Below are 15,656 nucleotides of genomic sequence, written 5' to 3'. Positions count from 1 at the left end.
TCTGGCGTTGATTTTTGGCACGCTGTTGAGTTCTCAAGGAACGGTCGCTTCCTTTGTACTCACCCTCTCGGGCTTTCCTCCGGGCTTCCCTTCGGCGTTCCAAACTCTATCAGCCTTTTTCCGTCTCCCTGACCACCGTCTCGCAGACATGCGAAAGCGACCCGAGTTAGGATCTGACTAGTTTGGTTTCTGCTCAGCGAGCGCGCTTTCACGTCGCTCCGTCCCGAGCAGGAGTACGACAGTACACGCGGCCTCGGAGCCGTGCAAATCGACGGGGTTGGTGGTCTAGACCACCTGCTGGTAGGTTCCGTACGGAACCGCCACTTCCTTTGACATACCCTGCTGCCCAGCGTGCCGTCAGGGACAGGCAGTGACGGCCCTACCTGCAGCTCCACTCCTGGGAGGCTTCCCATGACCACCGTGACGTCCCCGCTCGCCGGACGGGCCATCGGACTGGCCGCAGTGCCGGACCCCGTCTTCTCCGGGGCCATGGTCGGCCCGGGTACCGCGATCGACCCCGTGCGTGAGGCCTCCGAGGCGGTGTCGCCCGTGGACGGCGTCATCGTCTCCCTCCACCCCCACGCGTTCGTCGTGGTCGACGAGAGCGGGCACGGCGTGCTCACGCACCTCGGCATCGACACCGTCCAGCTCAACGGCGAGGGCTTCCAGCTGCTCGTCAACAAGGGGGACACCGTGACCCGCGGCCAGGCCGTGGTGCGCTGGAACCCCGCCGCCGTCGAGGCCGCCGGCAAGTCCCCGGTGTGCCCCGTCGTCGCGCTCGAAGCCACCGCCGAGGCCCTCTCCGACCTCCGTGACAGCGGTGACGTGAAGGCCGGCGACAGCCTCTTCTCCTGGAACTGACGGCAGTGCCGTCGCGGGACGGCGAACAGGACAACCATCGCGGCGGGACCCGCCGCAGTATCGGAGACGGGTGAGATGGAGACAACGCTGCGAGGCGTCGGCGTGAGCCATGGCGTGGCGATCGGCGAGGTTCGGCACATGGGCACCGCGGTGCTGGAGCCGCCGGCCAAGCAGATCCCCACCGAGGACGCCGAGCGGGAGCAGGGGCGCGCCCGCCAGGCCGTGGACGCCGTGGCCGCCGACCTGACGGCGCGCGGCAACCTGGCGGGCGGTGAGGCGCAGGCCGTGCTGGAAGCGCAGGCCATGATGGCGCAGGACCCCGAACTGATGGCGGACGTGGACCGGCGGATCGCCGTCGGCAGCACCGCCGAGCGCGCCGTGTACGACGCCTTCGCTGCGTACCGGGAGCTGCTGGCCGGTGCCGGCGAGTACCTCGCGGGGCGCGTGGCCGACCTCGACGACGTGCGCAACCGCATCGTCGCGCGGCTGCTGGGCGTTCCGATGCCCGGTGTCCCGGACAGCGACCAGCCCTACGTGCTCGTGGCCCGGGACCTCGCTCCCGCCGACACGGCGCTGCTCGACCCGTCGCTGGTGCTCGGTTTCGTGACCGAGGAGGGCGGCCCGACCAGCCACAGTGCCATCCTGGCGCGGGCGCTGGGCGTGCCGGCCGTCGTGGCGCTGCCGGGCGCCGGTGAGCTGGCCGAGGGTACGTTCGTCGCCGTGGACGGCAGCACGGGTGACGTCTTCGTCAACCCGGGCGAGGAGAAGAAGGCGCAGCTTCGGGCCGCGGCCGCCGAGCGGAAGGCCGCGCTGGCCGCCGCGACGGGGCCGGGGGCGACCGCGGACGGGCACAAGATGCCGCTGCTGGCCAACGTGGGCGGCCCGGTGGACGTACCGGCCGCGGTGGAGGCGGGCGCCGAGGGTGTCGGTCTCTTCCGTACCGAGTTCCTCTTCCTGGACGACAGCAAGAGCGCTCCTTCCGAGGAGAAGCAGGTGGAGGCCTACCGGCAGGTGCTGGAGGCGTTCCCCGAGGGTCGGGTGGTCGTGCGGGTGCTGGACGCCGGCGCGGACAAGCCGCTGGAGTTCCTCACCCCGGCGGACGAGCCGAACCCCGCGCTGGGCGTGCGTGGCCTGCGGACGCTGCTGGACCACCCCGAGGTGCTGCGGACGCAGCTGACGGCGCTGGCCAAGGCCGCCGAGGGGCTGCCCGTCTACCTGGAAGTGATGGCGCCCATGGTGGCGGACCGCCAGGACGCGAAGGCGTTCGCGGACGCCTGCCGTGCGGCGGGGCTGCGGGCCAAGTTCGGCGCGATGGTCGAGATCCCGTCGGCCGCGCTGCGGGCGCGGTCGATCCTCCAGGAGGTCGAGTTCCTGTCGCTGGGGACCAACGACCTCGCGCAGTACACGTTCGCCGCGGACCGGCAGGTGGGTGCGGTGTCGCGGCTGCAGGACCCGTGGCAGCCGGCGCTGCTCGACCTGGTCGCGCTGTCCGCCGAGGCGGCCAAGGCCGAGGGCAAGAGCTGCGGCGTGTGCGGCGAGGCCGCGTCCGACCCGCTGCTGGCGTGTGTGCTGACCGGCCTGGGGGTCACCTCCCTGTCCATGGGTGCGGCGTCCATTCCGTACGTCCGCGCCACGCTGGCGAAGTACACGCTGGCGCAGTGCGAGCGGGCCGCGGCGGCGGCCCGTGCGGCGGACAGTGCCGAGGAGGCGCGCAGCGCGGCTCAGGCGGTGCTGTCCGGCGAGTAGCCGTACCGGCCGGCTCCGGTGTCTCCGGTGCCGGGGCGAGGGGCGTCCTGCCTGCGGGCGGGGCGCCCCTCGTGCGTTCCCTGCCGGATGGCGCCGGCTTCAGTGGCGGTGGTCCGTCGCCCCGCCCTCGTCCCCGAGGTCGGGGGGCACGCCGTAGTCGACGCCGGACTCGGGTGGGATGAGGTCGCCGGTATCGGCGTCGGTGCAGTAGGCGTCGAACACCTCGGACGCGGTCAGTGGTTCGAGGGCGCCGCCGCGCAGTCGCCAGCCGTAGACACGGTCGGCCGCGCCGGGGGTGCTGATACGGATGACCAGGCCGCCGGGGCTGCGGGTGGCGAGGCCGAGAGCGAGCACTCCGGTGAACTCGAGGGCCTCGGCCTCGTCCAGGCGGGTCGCGCCGTGCGGGTCCTGGTCGCCGTGCAGGGCGGAGGCGAGGGTTTCCGGTGGTGCGGAGACGGTGCAGACGAGGTGCCGCTCGCCGGGCGGGGCGGTGTCGAGGATGCGGACCAGGAGCCCGGAGGCGCGGGTGAAGGCCGCCCTGCCGATGTCCTCGCCGCAGGTCGGGCAGGGGCCCAGGCGGGTGAGGAGGACGGTGGCGTACTCCCAGGTGGCCTGGCGGACGGCTTCGTCGACGAGGGCGGGCAGCAGGTCGGCGAGCGGACGGCCGTCGTAGGGGACGGTGGGGCCGGTGGTGGCCAGTTCGGCGGTGAAGCGGGTGCGGCTGGCCGGCGCGTCCGGGTCGAGGCCGGTGTGGGCGCAAAACGCGGCGTAGTCCTCGGGGTCGAACAGGGCGAGCGTGGTGTGGGTGCCCTGTGCGGCGCGGGCCCGCAGGACGGTCTCCAGGTGCCGGAGGTAGGCCGCGTGGTCGTCGAAGGCGAAGGTGCGGTAGCGCCGCATGGCGCGGAAGTCGTGGTCGTCGGTGAGTACGCCGATGGTGCCGGCGATCTCGCGGCGCAGGACGCGTCGCAGGGTCTGGTGGTCGGTGTGCGCCATTTTTCCCCCAGTGCGCGGTCGATCAATGCTCACTCACCGTAACCGGTGGCACTGACAACGGCCGGCGGACGGCGGGCGCGGAGGGGGATGCGGCGGCGTATGCGCAGGTCGTGCGCTTGCGGCCGATCGCGCACCGGGTTTCCCGGGCGTCGCCGGTGCGGGGCGAGGGGCCCGGGGCCCGGTGCGGAGGGTGACCTTCCTGGGTTCAGGCGCGCTTGCGCGCGAGTTCCTCGTAGAAGCCGAGCAGGGCGAGGTCGTCGACGGAACCGGGGTTGACCGCCTTCTCCAGGGGGGTGCCCTGCAGGAGGCGCTTGACCGGGACCTCGATGCGCTTGCCGGTGAGGGTGTGCGGGATGCCGGGTACCTCGATGATCTCGTCGGGGACGTGGCGGGGGGAGAGCTGTTCGCGGATGGCCCGCTTCACGCGGTCCAGCAGTGCCGCGTCCAGGGTGCTGCCCGGTGCGAGGTGGACGAACAGGGGCATCCAGTAGCCGCCGTCGGGCTGTTCGATGCCGAGGACGAGGGATTCCCTGATCTCGGGGAGGCGTTCGACGACCTCGTAGATGTCGGCCGAGCCCATCCGTACGCCCTGCCGGTTGAGGGTGGAGTCGGAGCGGCCGTGGATGATCACGGTGCCGCGTGCGGTGAGGGTGATCCAGTCCCCGTGGCGCCAGACGGCGGGGTAGGTGTCGAAGTAGCTGTCGTGGTAGCGGCTGCCGTCGGGGTCGTTCCAGAAGTGGATCGGCATGGACGGCATGGGGTTGGTGACCACCAGTTCGCCGACCTCGTCGACGAGGGGCTCTCCGCCGGGGCCCCAGGACTGGAGGTCGGTGCCGAGGCCGGGGGCCTGGAGTTCGCCGGTGTACACGGGCAGGGTGGGTACGGCGCCGGCGAAGCAGGAGCAGACGTCGGTGCCGCCGCTGACGGAGGCGATCCACAGGTCGTCGCGGACCTCGTCGTGCAGCCAGCGGAACCCGTCGGGCGGCAGCGGTGAGCCGGTGGTGGCGACGCACTTGACCGCGGAGAGGTCGTGGTCGCGGCCGGGGTGGACGCCGGCCTTGCGGCAGGCCATGACGTAGGCGGCGGAGGTGCCGTAGAGGGTGGCGCCGGTGCGTTCGGCGATCCGCCACTGGGCGCCCGTGTCGGGGTGGCCCGGACTGCCGTCGTACAGGACGATCGTGGTGCCCGTCAGCAGGCCGGAGACGAGGAAGTTCCACATCATCCAGCCGGTCGAGGTGTACCAGAAGAAGCGGTCCTCGGGGCCGAGGTCGCAGTGCAGGCCGAGCTGCTTGAGGTGTTCGACCAGGATGCCGCCCTGCGACTGGACGATCGCCTTGGGCAGTCCGGTGGTGCCGGAGGAGTACAGCACCCACAGCGGGTGGTCGAAGGGGACCTGCTCGAAGACCGGCTCGGCGTTCCCGGACGTCAGCGCCGACCACTCCAGGGTGCCCTCGGGGGCTTCGGTGCCGAGCAGCGGGACGTGGACGACGGCGCGCAGGGTGGGCAGTTCGCGGCGCAGCTCGGCGACGACCGCGCGGCGGTCGTGCTCCTTGCCGCCGTAGCGGTAGCCGTCGACGGTGAACAGGACGACGGGTTCGACCTGCTGGAAGCGGTCCAGGACGCTGCGGGCGCCGAAGTCGGGGGCGCAGGAGGTCCAGACGGCGCCGACGGCGGCGGTGGCGAGGAGGGCGACGACGGCCTGCGGGATGTTGGGGAGGTAGCCGCTGATCCGGTCGCCGGGGCGCACGCCGAGGGCGCGCAGCTCTGCGGCGAGGGAGCCGACCTGGCGGCGCAGGTCGGACCAGGTCACCGGGCGCGGGTCGTGGGTCTCGTCCACGTACAGCAGGGCGGGTTCGCCGGCGCGGTCGGCCGCGGCGCGCAGGGCGTGCTCGGCGTAGTTGAGGGTGGCGCCGGGGAACCACTGGGCGCCCGGCATGGCGCGGTCACCGAGCACGCGCGTGTACGGCGTCGAGAAGCGGACGTCGAACCACTCGGTGACGGCCTTCCAGAAGGTGTCCAGCCGGTCGACGGACCACCGGTGCAGGGCCGGGTAGCCGCCCTCGGCCGGGGCGCCGTGGTGTTCGGCGGCCCATGCCTGGAACTGGGTGATGCGGGCCTGGGCGATCCGCTCGGGATCGGGCTGCCAGAGCGGCTGGGGGTTCGCGGTCGACATGGGAGGCTCCCGGCTGTACGCGTCGTGGGCGTCGGTCCGCGCACGGGCTGGGATGTGCGCGTGACGCGGCTGACAGGGACGATGCCATGTGATCGACTTCTACACCAGGGCGCGCCCCACATAGTCGATGGCATGGAGATGTGGTTGCGGCACGGGTGAACGGCAGTTGAACGACACACGCGCGTGGGGTGCTCGGTGGCAGGGTGAGCAGCATGGACGGTCGTGGCCTGGTGCGTTCGGTGAGTGTGGTCGGTTCGGGGAGAGCGGCGCGGGGGTTGCGCACCGTACGGGCGGCGTGGCGCAGGAGGCGTATCGACGCGGCGGGGCTGCCGCCGCGGGGCGCCGAGCGGGCCCGGGTGCCGGGGCAGGTGCAGGGGGCGGAGCCGGGTCCGGGCGGTGGCCTGATCCGGTTCGCCCGTTCCGAGCTGCGTGTCGTCGTCGCCGTGAACGGGGCGGTGTTCTGGGGGTGGGACGGGGCGGGTGCGCTGCCGTCGTACGCGCTGGCGGGCGATGGTCCCGAGCCGGATCCGCGGGCGGTGCTTGAGCCGGACAAGGACGGCGGCTGGCGGGTGGTGGCCGAGCGCGCGACGGTCGCCGTGTCGCGGCACGGCGCGGTGCGGGTGTGCACGCCGGGCGGGGTGATGTTGCGGCGGGATCTGCCGCCGCGCTGGTGGGAGCCGGTCGACGGGGGCGCGGCGCGGTGGATGCAGCGGTCGGAGGTGGCGGCGGACGCCCGGTTCTTCGGTCTGGGCGGCCGGGCGTGCGGTCCCCGGCTGCCGGACGGCGGGTACCGGCTGTGGAACACCGATCCGGGGCACGCGTTCGGGCCCGGCACGGATCCGCTGCACCTGACGATGCCGGTGCAGCTGGTGGTGGCGGACGCGGGCACGCACCTGGTGTTCCACGACACCACCTGGGACGGCACGGTGGAGCTGCGGGAGGGCGAGGAGGGGGCCGGTTCCGGGCACGACCGGGCGGGGCGCTGCGAGGTGCGGGTGGACGGCGGTCCGCTGCGCTGCTGGGTGGTGGTGGGCACACCCGCGCGCGTGCTGCAGACGTGGGCCTCGCTGACCGGGGCGCCGGCGCTGCCGCCCGCGTGGGCCCTGGGGCACCAGCACGCCGGGGGCTTCGGCGACGAGGAGGAGGTGCGCCGGGCCGTCACGGGGCACCAGGAGCGCGGGCTGCCGCTGGACGCGGTGCACCTGGACGACGGCCACCGGGTGTTCACCGTCGACGAGGAGCGCTTCCCGAAGCTGCCGGTGCTGGCGGACGAGCTGCGCCGGGACGGGATCCGGCTGGTGTCGGCCGTCGGCCCGGGGGTGCGGGCGGCCGCGGGCGACGCCGTGTTCGAGAGCGGTTCGGCCGTGGACGCGTTCGTGCGCGATCCGCGGGGCCGTGTGGTGCGGGGTGTCGGACGGGCCGGCGAGTCGGTCTTCCCGGACTTCACGGACGCGCGCGTGCGCGCGTGGTGGGGCGGGCTGTACGCGGAGCGGCTGAGGCAGGGGTTCGCGGGGTTCCGGCACGACATGGACGAGCCGACGTCGCCGGGCGCGTTCGGGGAGCCGACGCTGCCGCGTTCGGCCCGGCACGCGCTGGAGGGGCGCGGCGGCGACCACCGGGAGGCGCACAACGTGTACGCGCTGTGCATGGCCCGGGCGGCCGGCGAGGGCCTGCGCGAGCTGGTGCCCGGGGAGCGGCCCTTCGTGTTCTCCCGTTCGGGCTGGGCGGGGCTCCAGCGGTACGGGGGTGCCTGGTCGGGTGACGTGGCGACGGGCTGGCCGGGGCTGCGGGCGTCGCTGTCCCTGGTGCTGGGGCTCGGGCTGTGCGGGGTGCCGTACTCGGGTCCGGACGTGGGCGGTGCCGACGGCGGTGCGTCGGCGGAGCTGTACCTGCGGTGGCTGCAACTGGGTGCGTACCTGCCGCTGTTCCGCACGCGCGCGCGTGCGGGGGGCGGGGCGCCCTGGGAGTTCGGGGGCGGGGTGCTGGAGCACGCGCGCGCGGTGCTGCTCGAACGCCGGCGGCTGCTGCCGTACTTCGTGACGCTGGCACACCTGGCCCGCCGTACCGGCGCGCCCTGTGTGCGGCCGCTGTGGTGGGGGACGCCGGAGGACCGGGCGCTGCGCGACTGCGGGGACGCGTTCCTGCTGGGCGACGGCCTGCTGGTGGCTCCGGTGCTGGAGCCGGGCGCCGTCCGGCGGGAGGTGCGGCTGCCGCGGGGCCGCTGGTACGACACGGTGACGGAGGAGGCCCACGAGGGGCCGGCCCGGGTCGTCGTGGACGCGCCGCTGTCGCGGACGCCGGTGTTCGCGCGCGCGGGGGCGGTGCTGCCCGTGCGCGGCGCCGGCGGCGGGCTGGAGCTGGAGGTGTGGGCGCCCGCGCGCGGCCGGACCGGGGGCGGTCCGGTGGTGCCGGACGCGGGCGACGGGTGGGAGGAGCCGGAGGTCGAGCGTTACGTCGCCCGCCGGCACGGGGGCCGGGTGGTGGTCACCCGGGAGGGGGAGGACGGCGTGGAGCCGCCCCACCCGGTGCGGGTGCGGGGGCTCCGCTGAGCCGCCCCGCTCACACGTAGCGGCCCTCGAACCACGCCTTGACGGCCACCGTGTGCAGCGGGAAGGCGAGTTCCTCGGGCCTGCGCAGCAGTCGCCGGCCCTCCGTCTCGTCCGTGGGACCGGAGGGCGGCAGCCCGTCGGCCGGGCGCTCCGGGAGCGCGCCGAACAGCAGCAGGTGGCCGTCGGGTGAGCTCATGGCGTCGACGAGCCGGACGTCGCGGGCCGCGGCGTCGATGCCGGTCTCCTCCCTGAGTTCGCGCACGACGGCCTGTTTCCAGTCCTCGCGATCGTCGATGTAGCCGCCGGGCAGGGCCGTGCCGCCGCGCGCGGGGTCGATGGTGCGGGTGATGACGACCAGGGCCGTGCCCTTGGCGTCGTACACGGGCTGGAGGGCGATGGCGACCGGCAGTGGGTTGCGGTAGGCGACGGTTCCGCAGGACGGGCAGGTGCGCGGCCAGCCGGTGACGCCTTCTCCATAAGGCGCTCCGCAACGCGAACAGTAGGAGGCCGCCGCGGAGTTGGCAGTTGGGTGCTGAGTTTCGGACACGCGCGGACTGTATCCGATCAGAGGAGGGGCTGGTCCTGGCACAAGACGACACGAAATGTCATAAGACGACACGAAACGGCATGGGACACACGAAACGGCACGGGACGGCCGGGAGCGCACGCACGGGAACGGGGCGGCCGGAATCACCCCCGTCGATCCCGACCGCCCCTCCTGTACCACGACGCCATCCGCGGGCGTTCGGTTCACCGGATCGACCTGCTTGTTCACGGTTGCCCATGGCACTTACCTGACGCAGCGCCGGGTACGTCCCGAGACCGGAGGGCGCCACGCTGTGTGATCACCCGGGAATCCTGCGTGAACGTCTCATGAACTGCGCCTGGGCGCACGCGGGCGGGGCCATCATGCTTCCCGTGAGCTCCTGGACGGATACTCTGCGCTTCGCCTTCCAGCCGGTGGTCAACCTGAGGACGGGCGCGGTCGCCGCCCTGGAGACGCTCGCCCGCCCGGAGTCCGGCGACGTGCTCGCCGAGGCCCGCCGGGACCCGGAACTCGACGGCAGGCTCGCCGTCCTGGCGCTCCGCGCGGCGGCGCGCCAGGAGACGCTGCTGCCGCTGCACCTGAACGTGTTCGCGGCCACGCTCGCCGACCTCGGCGGTCTCACGCCGCTGCACGACGCCGTGCGGGCGGCGGGCCGCCTGCCCTGGGAGGTGACCCTCGACATCGTCCCGCCCTACACGCACGTACCGCAGCGGGCCCTGCTGGAGGCGGTCGCCTCGCTGCGCGCCCAGGGCTTCCGGATCAGCGCGGACGGCATCGGGGAGGGCGACGTGCCGCTGCGCCTGCTCACCGACCTCTCCCCCGACATCGTCAAGCTGGACGCCTCGCTGCTGACTCGGCCGGCCGCCGTGCGGGCGATGCGGACGCTGGGCGAGGAACTGGGCGCCCTGGTCGCGGTGGAGGGCGTGGAGACCGAGCCGCAGTGCGCGGCGGCAGTGGCGGCCGGCACGCAGCTGGCCCAGGGCGAGCTGTTCGCGCCGCCGGCCCGGATCCCCGTGGCGGACGTGTACGTTCCGCCCCTGACCCCCGCCACCGAGACCGTGCCCCGCTCCGGGCCGTCGGTGCGGGAATTCGTGCGGCCCGCCGCCGTGCTGCCGCTGACCGCCTCGGCCGGGCAGGTGCGGGCGCTGCTGACCGGGTCCTGGGACGTCTCCGGGGTGCTGCTCGTGGACCCGTCCGGCCGGCCCGTCCGGTCGGTGCACCGGTCACGCTTCCTGCTGTCGATGTCCGGCCGCTACGGGCACGCCCTGTACGCCGACCGGCCGGCCCTCAAACTGGGCGACCCGCCCCGCACGGTCGGCGTCGACGCGACGGCCTGGGAGGTCCTGGACGTGGTGGCGGTCGGCGGCCGGGACCGGACCTCGGACGACGTGGCGGTGGTCGACGGACACGGCCGGTGCGTGGGCGTCGTACGGCTGGCGGACCTGGTGCGGGCGCTGGCCGAGAGCCGGGTCGAGGAGGCGGCCGGGCTCAACCCGCTGACCCGGCTGCCCGGTTCGGACGCGATCGTGGACGAGGTGGACCGGCGGATCTCCACGGGCCGGCCGTTCGCGCTCAGCTGGCTGGACATCGACCACTTCAAGCAGGTCAACGACGGGGCCGGGTTCGCCGCGGGCGACGAGCTGATCCGCGCCGTGGGCGGCGCGCTCCGGCAGGCGGTCGCGGGGCACGCGCGCGTGGGGCACATCGGCGGGGACGACTTCCTGGTGCTGGCCGACGAGGAGGCGCTCGGCCCCCTGGTGACGACCGTGCTGGACGCCTCCTGGGCGGCGGGCGGGCGGCCGGTCACGCTGTCCCTGGCGACCGTCGTGTGCGGGCCGGGCAGCGTGCGGGACCACCGTCAGGCCGCCGCGCAGCTCGCTCCGCTGAAGAAGGCGGCCAAGGCGCTGAGCGGCGCGAGCTGGGTGCTCGGGCGGGCCGGGCTCCCCGGGCACGAGGTCCGGCGCGGCGGGCCGGGACCGGCGCCCGAGCGGACCTGGTACGCGGCCGCCGAACCCGGGTGGTGAGCGCGGGCCCCGCCGCCCGGGTCCGCCGCGCCGCGCGTCCCGGGTGGGGACCGGCCGGGCGCCCCCGGGCACCGCCGGCCGGGGACCGCGCACCCGCGGGCGCTCGGTCCCGGAGGGTCAGCCGATGGCGGCCGCGCGGCGTTCGGCCGCGTACGCCATCGCGTGCCGGACGAGGCCGATGAGGACATCCTTGACGGACTCCCGGTCCCGGGCGTCGGTCAGCAGGACGGGCACGCCGTCGTCCAGGTCGAGGGCCTGGCGGACCGTCTCGGTGGGGTAGCGGGCCGAGCCCTCGAAGCAGTTGACGCCGACGAGGAACGGGATGGACCGCCGCTCGAAGTAGTCGACGGCCGCGAAGCAGTCCTCCAGGCGCCGCGTGTCGGCGAGCACGACGGCGCCGAGGGCGCCCTCCGACAGCTCGTCCCACATGAACCAGAACCGCTCCTGCCCGGGCGTGCCGAAGAGGTAGAGCACCAGGTCCTCGCGGACCGTGATGCGGCCGAAGTCCATGGCCACCGTGGTGGTGTGCTTGGCCTCCACGCCGCTGGTGTCGTCGACGGGCCGCCCGGCCTCGCTGAGCAGCTCCTCGGTGCGCAGCGGCCTGATCTCGCTGACCGCGCCGACGAGGGTCGTCTTGCCCACGCCGAAGCCGCCGGCCACCAGGATCTTGAGCGTGACGGGCTCCACCGGAGGCTTGCCGCGCTCAGAACGCCCGAGGATCATCTTTCTCTTCTCCTGCTTGATGGGGGTCCGGCGACGGTCGGCCGTAGCCGCCGCCACCGGGGGTTTCGATGACGAGTACGTCGTCGGCGCCGACGTCCGCGCTGCCGCTGGCGCCGAGGTCGGTGACGGTGCCGTCGGCGCGCTCCACCCGGTTGGCGCCGAGCGCACCGGGTCCGCCGCCGGCCATGCCGTAGGGCGGCACGCGGCGGTGCTGGGAGAGCGTGGAGACGGTCATCGGCTCCAGGAACCGGATGCGGCGCACGGCGCCGTCGCCGCCGCGCCACCGGCCCGGGCCGCCGCTCCCCCGCCGGACGGCGAAGTCCTCCAGCCGGACCGGCAGCCGCCACTCCAGGATCTCCGGGTCGGTGAGCCGGGAGTTGGTCATGTGGGTCTGGACGACGTCGGCGCCGGGAAAGCCGTCGCCGGCGCCGGATCCGGAGGCGACGGTCTCGTAGTACTGGTGCCGGTCGTTGCCGAAGGTGACGTTGTTCATGGTGCCGGAACCTTCGGCCTGCACGCCGAGGGCGGCGTAGAGGGCGCCGGTGATGGCCTGCGAGGTCTCGACGTTGCCGGCGACGACGGCGGCGGGCGGCTCGGGGGCGAGCATCGAACCGGGCGGCACGGTGATGTCCAGGGGGCGCAGGCAGCCGTCGTTGAGCGGGATGTCGTCGGCGACCAGGGTGCGGAAGACGTACAGGACGGCCGCGTTCACGACCGCGGCGGGGGCGTTGAAGTTGGTGGCGAGCCGGGCGGAGGTGCCGGTGAAGTCGATGGCCGCCCGGCGTGCGGCGCGGTCGACGCGGACCGCGACCCGGATGACGGCGCCGGAGTCGGTCTCGTAGGCGTACGCGCCGTCGTCCAGGGCGTCGACCACGCGGCGGACGGCCTCCTCGGCGTTGTCCTGGACGTGCCGCATGTAGGCCTGGACGACGTCGAGGCCGTACGTCTCGATCATGTGCCGGACCTCGTCGACGCCCTTGCGGTTGGCGCCGATCTGGGCGCGCAGGTCGGCCAGGTTGGTCTCCGGGGCGCGGGACGGGTACGGCGCCCCGGTGAGCAGCCGGCGGGTCTCCTCCTCGCGGAAGCGGCCGTTCTCCGTGAGGAGCCAGTCGTCGAAGAGGACGCCCTCCTCCTCGATGGTGCGGCTGCGGGCCGGCATCGAGCCGGGGGTGATGCCGCCGATCTCGGCGTGGTGGCCGCGTGAGGCGACGTGGAAGAGGACCCGTGGCTCGCTCCGGGTGTCCGTGGTCCGGTCCTCGGCGAAGACGGGCGTGATCACGGTGACGTCCGGCAGGTGGGTGCCGCCGTGGTACGGGTCGTTGACGGCGTAGGCGTCGCCCGGCCGCATGGCGGAGCCGCGGCGGCGGATCACCTCTTTGACGCTGGTGCCCATGGAGCCCAGGTGGACGGGGATGTGGGGGGCGTTGGCCACCAGGTTCCCGTCCGGGTCGAACAGGGCGCAGGAGAAGTCCAGGCGCTCCTTGATGTTGACGGACTGCGCCGTGGCCTCCAGCCGTGCGCCCATCTGCTCGGCGATCGACATGAAGAGGTTGTTGAAGACCTCCAGCAGGACCGGATCGACGTCCGTGTCCGCTCGGGAACTCTGCGTAGTCGACGCGCGTTCCATCAGCAGATGCCCGTCGTCGTTCGCGGTGGCCCGCCAGCCGTCGTCCACGACGGTCGTGGCACCGGCCTCGGTGATGACCGCGGGGCCGGTGACGGACTCGCCGGGAGGAAGGGCCTCCCGGCGGTGGAGGGGCACCTCGTGCCAGGCGCCGCCGGTGTGGAGGCGGACGGCGCCGGGGGTCTGGGCGCGGCCCTCGTACGGGGCGAGGGCGGAGAGGTCGGGGGGTGCGGTGATGCCGGTGGCTTCGACGGAGAGGGCTTCCACGACGACGGGCCGGTTGAGCGTGAAGGAGTACGTGGCGCGATGACGTTCCTCGAAGGCCCGGCGCATGGCGTCGGGTCCGGCCAGTTGGACGGTGAGGGCGGTGTCGGTGCCGTCGTAGCGGAGCTGGGCGCGGCGGGTGATCCGGACGCGGTCCGGCGGGACGTCCTCGGCGTGGAGTTCGGCCCGCGCGGCGGCCTCCAGGTCCGCGGCCGTCCTGCGGACGCCGGGCATCGCGGCGGCTTCCAGGGGTGCCTCCACCGACTGCTCGCGCATGGCGGTGGTGTCGGCGAGTCCGATGCCGAGCGCCGAGAGCACACCGGCCATGGGGGGCACGAGGACGGTGCGGATGCCGAGCGCGTCCGCGACCCGGCACGCGTGCTGGCCGCCGGCCCCGCCGAAGGTGGTGAGCGCGTAGCGGGTGACGTCGTGGCCCTTCTGGACGGAGATCCGCTTGACGGCGTTGGCGATGCCGGCGACGGCGATCCGGAGGTAGCCCTCGGCCACCTGCTCGGGGGTGCGGTCGTCGCCGGTGCGGTCGTGGATCTCGCGCGCGAGCGCGGTGAACCGCTCCCGGACGAGGGCGGCGTCCAGCGGCTGGTCGCCGCCGGGGCCGAAGACGGCGGGGAAGTGGGCGGGCTGGACGCGGCCGAGCATCACGTTGGCGTCGGTGACGGTGAGGGGGCCGCCGGCGCGGTAGCAGGCGGGGCCGGGGTCGGCACCGGCCGAGTCGGGGCCGACCCGGTAGCGGGCGCCGTCGAAGTGCAGGACGGAGCCGCCGCCGGCGGCGACGGTGTGGATGTCCAGCATGGGGGCGCGCAGCCGGACGCCCGCGAGCTGCGTGGTGAACACGCGCTCGTAGGCGCCGGCGAAGTGCGAGACGTCGGTGGAGGTGCCGCCCATGTCGAAGCCGATGACGCGGTCGAAGCCGGCGCGCTGCGACATACGGGCCATGCCGACGATGCCGCCGGCGGGTCCGGAGAGGACGGCGTCCTTGCCGCGGAACCGCCCCGCCTCCGTCAGCCCGCCGTTGGACTGCATGAACAGCAGCCGGGTGCCCCGCAGCTCGTCGGCGACGTGCCGGACGTAGCGGCGCAGCACGGGCGAGAGGTAGGCGTCGACGACGGCGGTGTCCCCGCGCGGGACGAACTTCATCAGCGGGCTGACCTCGCTGGACAGCGAGATCTGCGGGAAGCCGACGCGGGCGGCGAGGTCGCCGACGGCGCGCTCGTGTCCCGGGTGGGCGTGACTGTGCAGGCAGGCGACGGCGACCGCGCGGATCCCGTCGTCGTACGCCTCCCGCAGCGGGCCGGCCAGGGCGTCCAGGTCGGGGGCGTGCAGGACGGTGCCGTCGGCGGCGAGGCGTTCGTCGACCTCCACGACCCGCTCGTGGAGCGGCTCGGGCAGTTCGATGCGGCGGGCGAAGATGCGGGGGCGGTTCTGGTAGGCGATGCGCAGGGCGTCGCGGAAGCCGCGGGTGACGACGAGGAGGGTGCGCTCGCCCGTGCGTTCCAGCAGGGCGTTGGTGGCGACCGTGGTGCCCATCCGGACGGACTCGACGGGGTCCGTGGAGTCGCCGAGGAGTTCGCGCACCCCGGCCACGGCGGCGTCGGCGTACCGGGCCGGGTTGTCGGACAGCAGTTTGTGTGTGAGCAGCCGGCCGTCCGGACGGCGCGCGACGATGTCGGTGAAGGTGCCGCCCCGGTCGACCCAGAACTGCCAGCCAGTCACCTCACCACCTCGCTTCCGCGCCGGTCACAGCGCCCGGAGGCCGTTGATCACGTCGCGCAGAATACTCTCGTCCGGGAGTTCCGCCGGGGGCACCGGCCGGTTCACGTGGACGAGTTCGGCGTGCACCAGGTCGCCGATGAGGACGCGGACCACGCCGATGGGCAGGTCGAGGTCAGCGGCGAGTTCGGCGACCGACTGCGGTTCGTCCCGGCACAGCCCGACGATGTCCACGTGCTCGGGGGACAGCGTCGGGTCCGATTCGGGGTCGTCGGCTCCGGGCTCCGTGACGACCACGGCGATCAGATCGAGGCGGTGCTGGGCCGCACTCGTGGTGCGGCCACGTGTCATGGCGTATGGCCGGACGACCGGTCCGGCCTCGTCGTCGAACCAGTGGCTTCCTGCCTGACCGTCTCCGCTCATG

The 15,656-nt window shown here is 73.9% G+C and carries 10 protein-coding genes; 4 read left to right on the top strand and 6 right to left on the bottom strand.

Annotated features, from left to right (window positions below; all coding sequences use genetic code 11):
- The first annotated feature begins 411 nt into the window (after positions 1-411).
- The gene (locus ACZ4K2_RS13345; RefSeq protein ID WP_467473456.1) at positions 412-861 is read left to right on the top strand and encodes a PTS sugar transporter subunit IIA; all 450 of its coding nucleotides are present in this window, start codon (positions 412-414) and stop codon (positions 859-861) included.
- 75 nt (positions 862-936) lie between these two features.
- Positions 937-2,607: a phosphoenolpyruvate--protein phosphotransferase gene (ptsP, locus tag ACZ4K2_RS13340; protein WP_467473454.1), complete on the top strand. Its 1,671-nt coding sequence runs from the start codon at positions 937-939 to the stop codon at positions 2,605-2,607.
- Between the two features lie 99 nt (positions 2,608-2,706).
- On the opposite strand, the gene ACZ4K2_RS13335 is transcribed toward ptsP, so the two are convergent.
- Positions 2,707-3,600 carry a hypothetical protein gene (locus tag ACZ4K2_RS13335; RefSeq protein WP_467473452.1) on the bottom strand — a complete coding sequence of 298 codons (894 nt, stop codon included), beginning with the start codon at positions 3,598-3,600 and terminating at the stop codon, positions 2,707-2,709.
- A gap of 205 nt (positions 3,601-3,805) precedes the next feature.
- On the bottom strand, positions 3,806-5,773 hold the full coding sequence (locus tag ACZ4K2_RS13330; protein ID WP_467473451.1) for an acetoacetate--CoA ligase: 1,968 nt from the start codon (positions 5,771-5,773) through the stop codon (positions 3,806-3,808).
- A gap of 212 nt (positions 5,774-5,985) precedes the next feature.
- Between ACZ4K2_RS13330 and ACZ4K2_RS13325 the strand changes: the two genes are divergently transcribed.
- A complete protein-coding gene (locus tag ACZ4K2_RS13325) occupies positions 5,986-8,322 on the top strand; it encodes a glycoside hydrolase family 31 protein (protein WP_467473449.1) in 2,337 nt (778 codons plus the stop codon).
- Between the two features lie 10 nt (positions 8,323-8,332).
- Here ACZ4K2_RS13325 and ACZ4K2_RS13320 read toward each other — a convergent pair whose 3' ends face one another.
- The gene (locus ACZ4K2_RS13320; RefSeq protein ID WP_467473447.1) at positions 8,333-8,869 is read right to left on the bottom strand and encodes an NUDIX domain-containing protein; all 537 of its coding nucleotides are present in this window, start codon (positions 8,867-8,869) and stop codon (positions 8,333-8,335) included.
- A gap of 371 nt (positions 8,870-9,240) precedes the next feature.
- Between ACZ4K2_RS13320 and ACZ4K2_RS13315 the strand changes: the two genes are divergently transcribed.
- Entirely contained in the window at positions 9,241-10,893 is a 1,653-nt protein-coding gene (locus ACZ4K2_RS13315; protein WP_467473445.1) for an EAL domain-containing protein, read from the top strand.
- 117 nt (positions 10,894-11,010) lie between these two features.
- Here the strand turns inward: ACZ4K2_RS13315 and ACZ4K2_RS13310 are convergent, their stop codons facing one another.
- From ACZ4K2_RS13310 to ACZ4K2_RS13300, 3 genes are read right to left on the bottom strand one after another with little or no spacing between them, the layout of a single operon-like run.
- A complete protein-coding gene (locus tag ACZ4K2_RS13310; protein WP_467473444.1) occupies positions 11,011-11,616 on the bottom strand; it encodes a GTP-binding protein in 606 nt (201 codons plus the stop codon).
- Entirely contained in the window at positions 11,597-15,235 is a 3,639-nt protein-coding gene (locus ACZ4K2_RS13305) for a hydantoinase B/oxoprolinase family protein (protein ID WP_467473442.1), read from the bottom strand. Before ACZ4K2_RS13305 ends, ACZ4K2_RS13310 begins: the two co-directional genes overlap by 20 nt.
- Before the next feature lie 24 nt (positions 15,236-15,259).
- Positions 15,260-15,655 carry a DUF742 domain-containing protein gene (locus tag ACZ4K2_RS13300; RefSeq protein ID WP_467473440.1) on the bottom strand — a complete coding sequence of 132 codons (396 nt, stop codon included), beginning with the start codon at positions 15,653-15,655 and terminating at the stop codon, positions 15,260-15,262.
- Between the last annotated feature and the right edge of the window lies 1 nt (position 15,656).

Source organism: Streptomyces sp. NPDC025833, from assembly GCF_055558055.1.
The sequence above is the reverse complement of the archived record's forward strand: the minus strand, read 5'-3'. Positions and strand labels throughout refer to the sequence as shown.

Bases quoted from the DNA above. Each gene is read 5' to 3' on its own strand.
- ACZ4K2_RS13330 (WP_467473451.1), bottom strand. From the start codon at position 5,773: ATGTCGACCGCGAACCCCCAGCCGCTCTGGCAGCCCGATCCCGAGCGG.
- ACZ4K2_RS13310 (WP_467473444.1), bottom strand. From the start codon at position 11,616: ATGATCCTCGGGCGTTCTGAGCGCGGCAAGCCTCCGGTGGAGCCCGTC.
- ptsP (WP_467473454.1), top strand. From the start codon at position 937: ATGGAGACAACGCTGCGAGGCGTCGGCGTGAGCCATGGCGTGGCGATC.
- ACZ4K2_RS13345 (WP_467473456.1), top strand. From the start codon at position 412: ATGACCACCGTGACGTCCCCGCTCGCCGGACGGGCCATCGGACTGGCC.
- ACZ4K2_RS13300 (WP_467473440.1), bottom strand. From the start codon at position 15,655: ATGAGCGGAGACGGTCAGGCAGGAAGCCACTGGTTCGACGACGAGGCC.
- ACZ4K2_RS13335 (WP_467473452.1), bottom strand. From the start codon at position 3,600: ATGGCGCACACCGACCACCAGACCCTGCGACGCGTCCTGCGCCGCGAG.
- ACZ4K2_RS13325 (WP_467473449.1), top strand. From the start codon at position 5,986: ATGGACGGTCGTGGCCTGGTGCGTTCGGTGAGTGTGGTCGGTTCGGGG.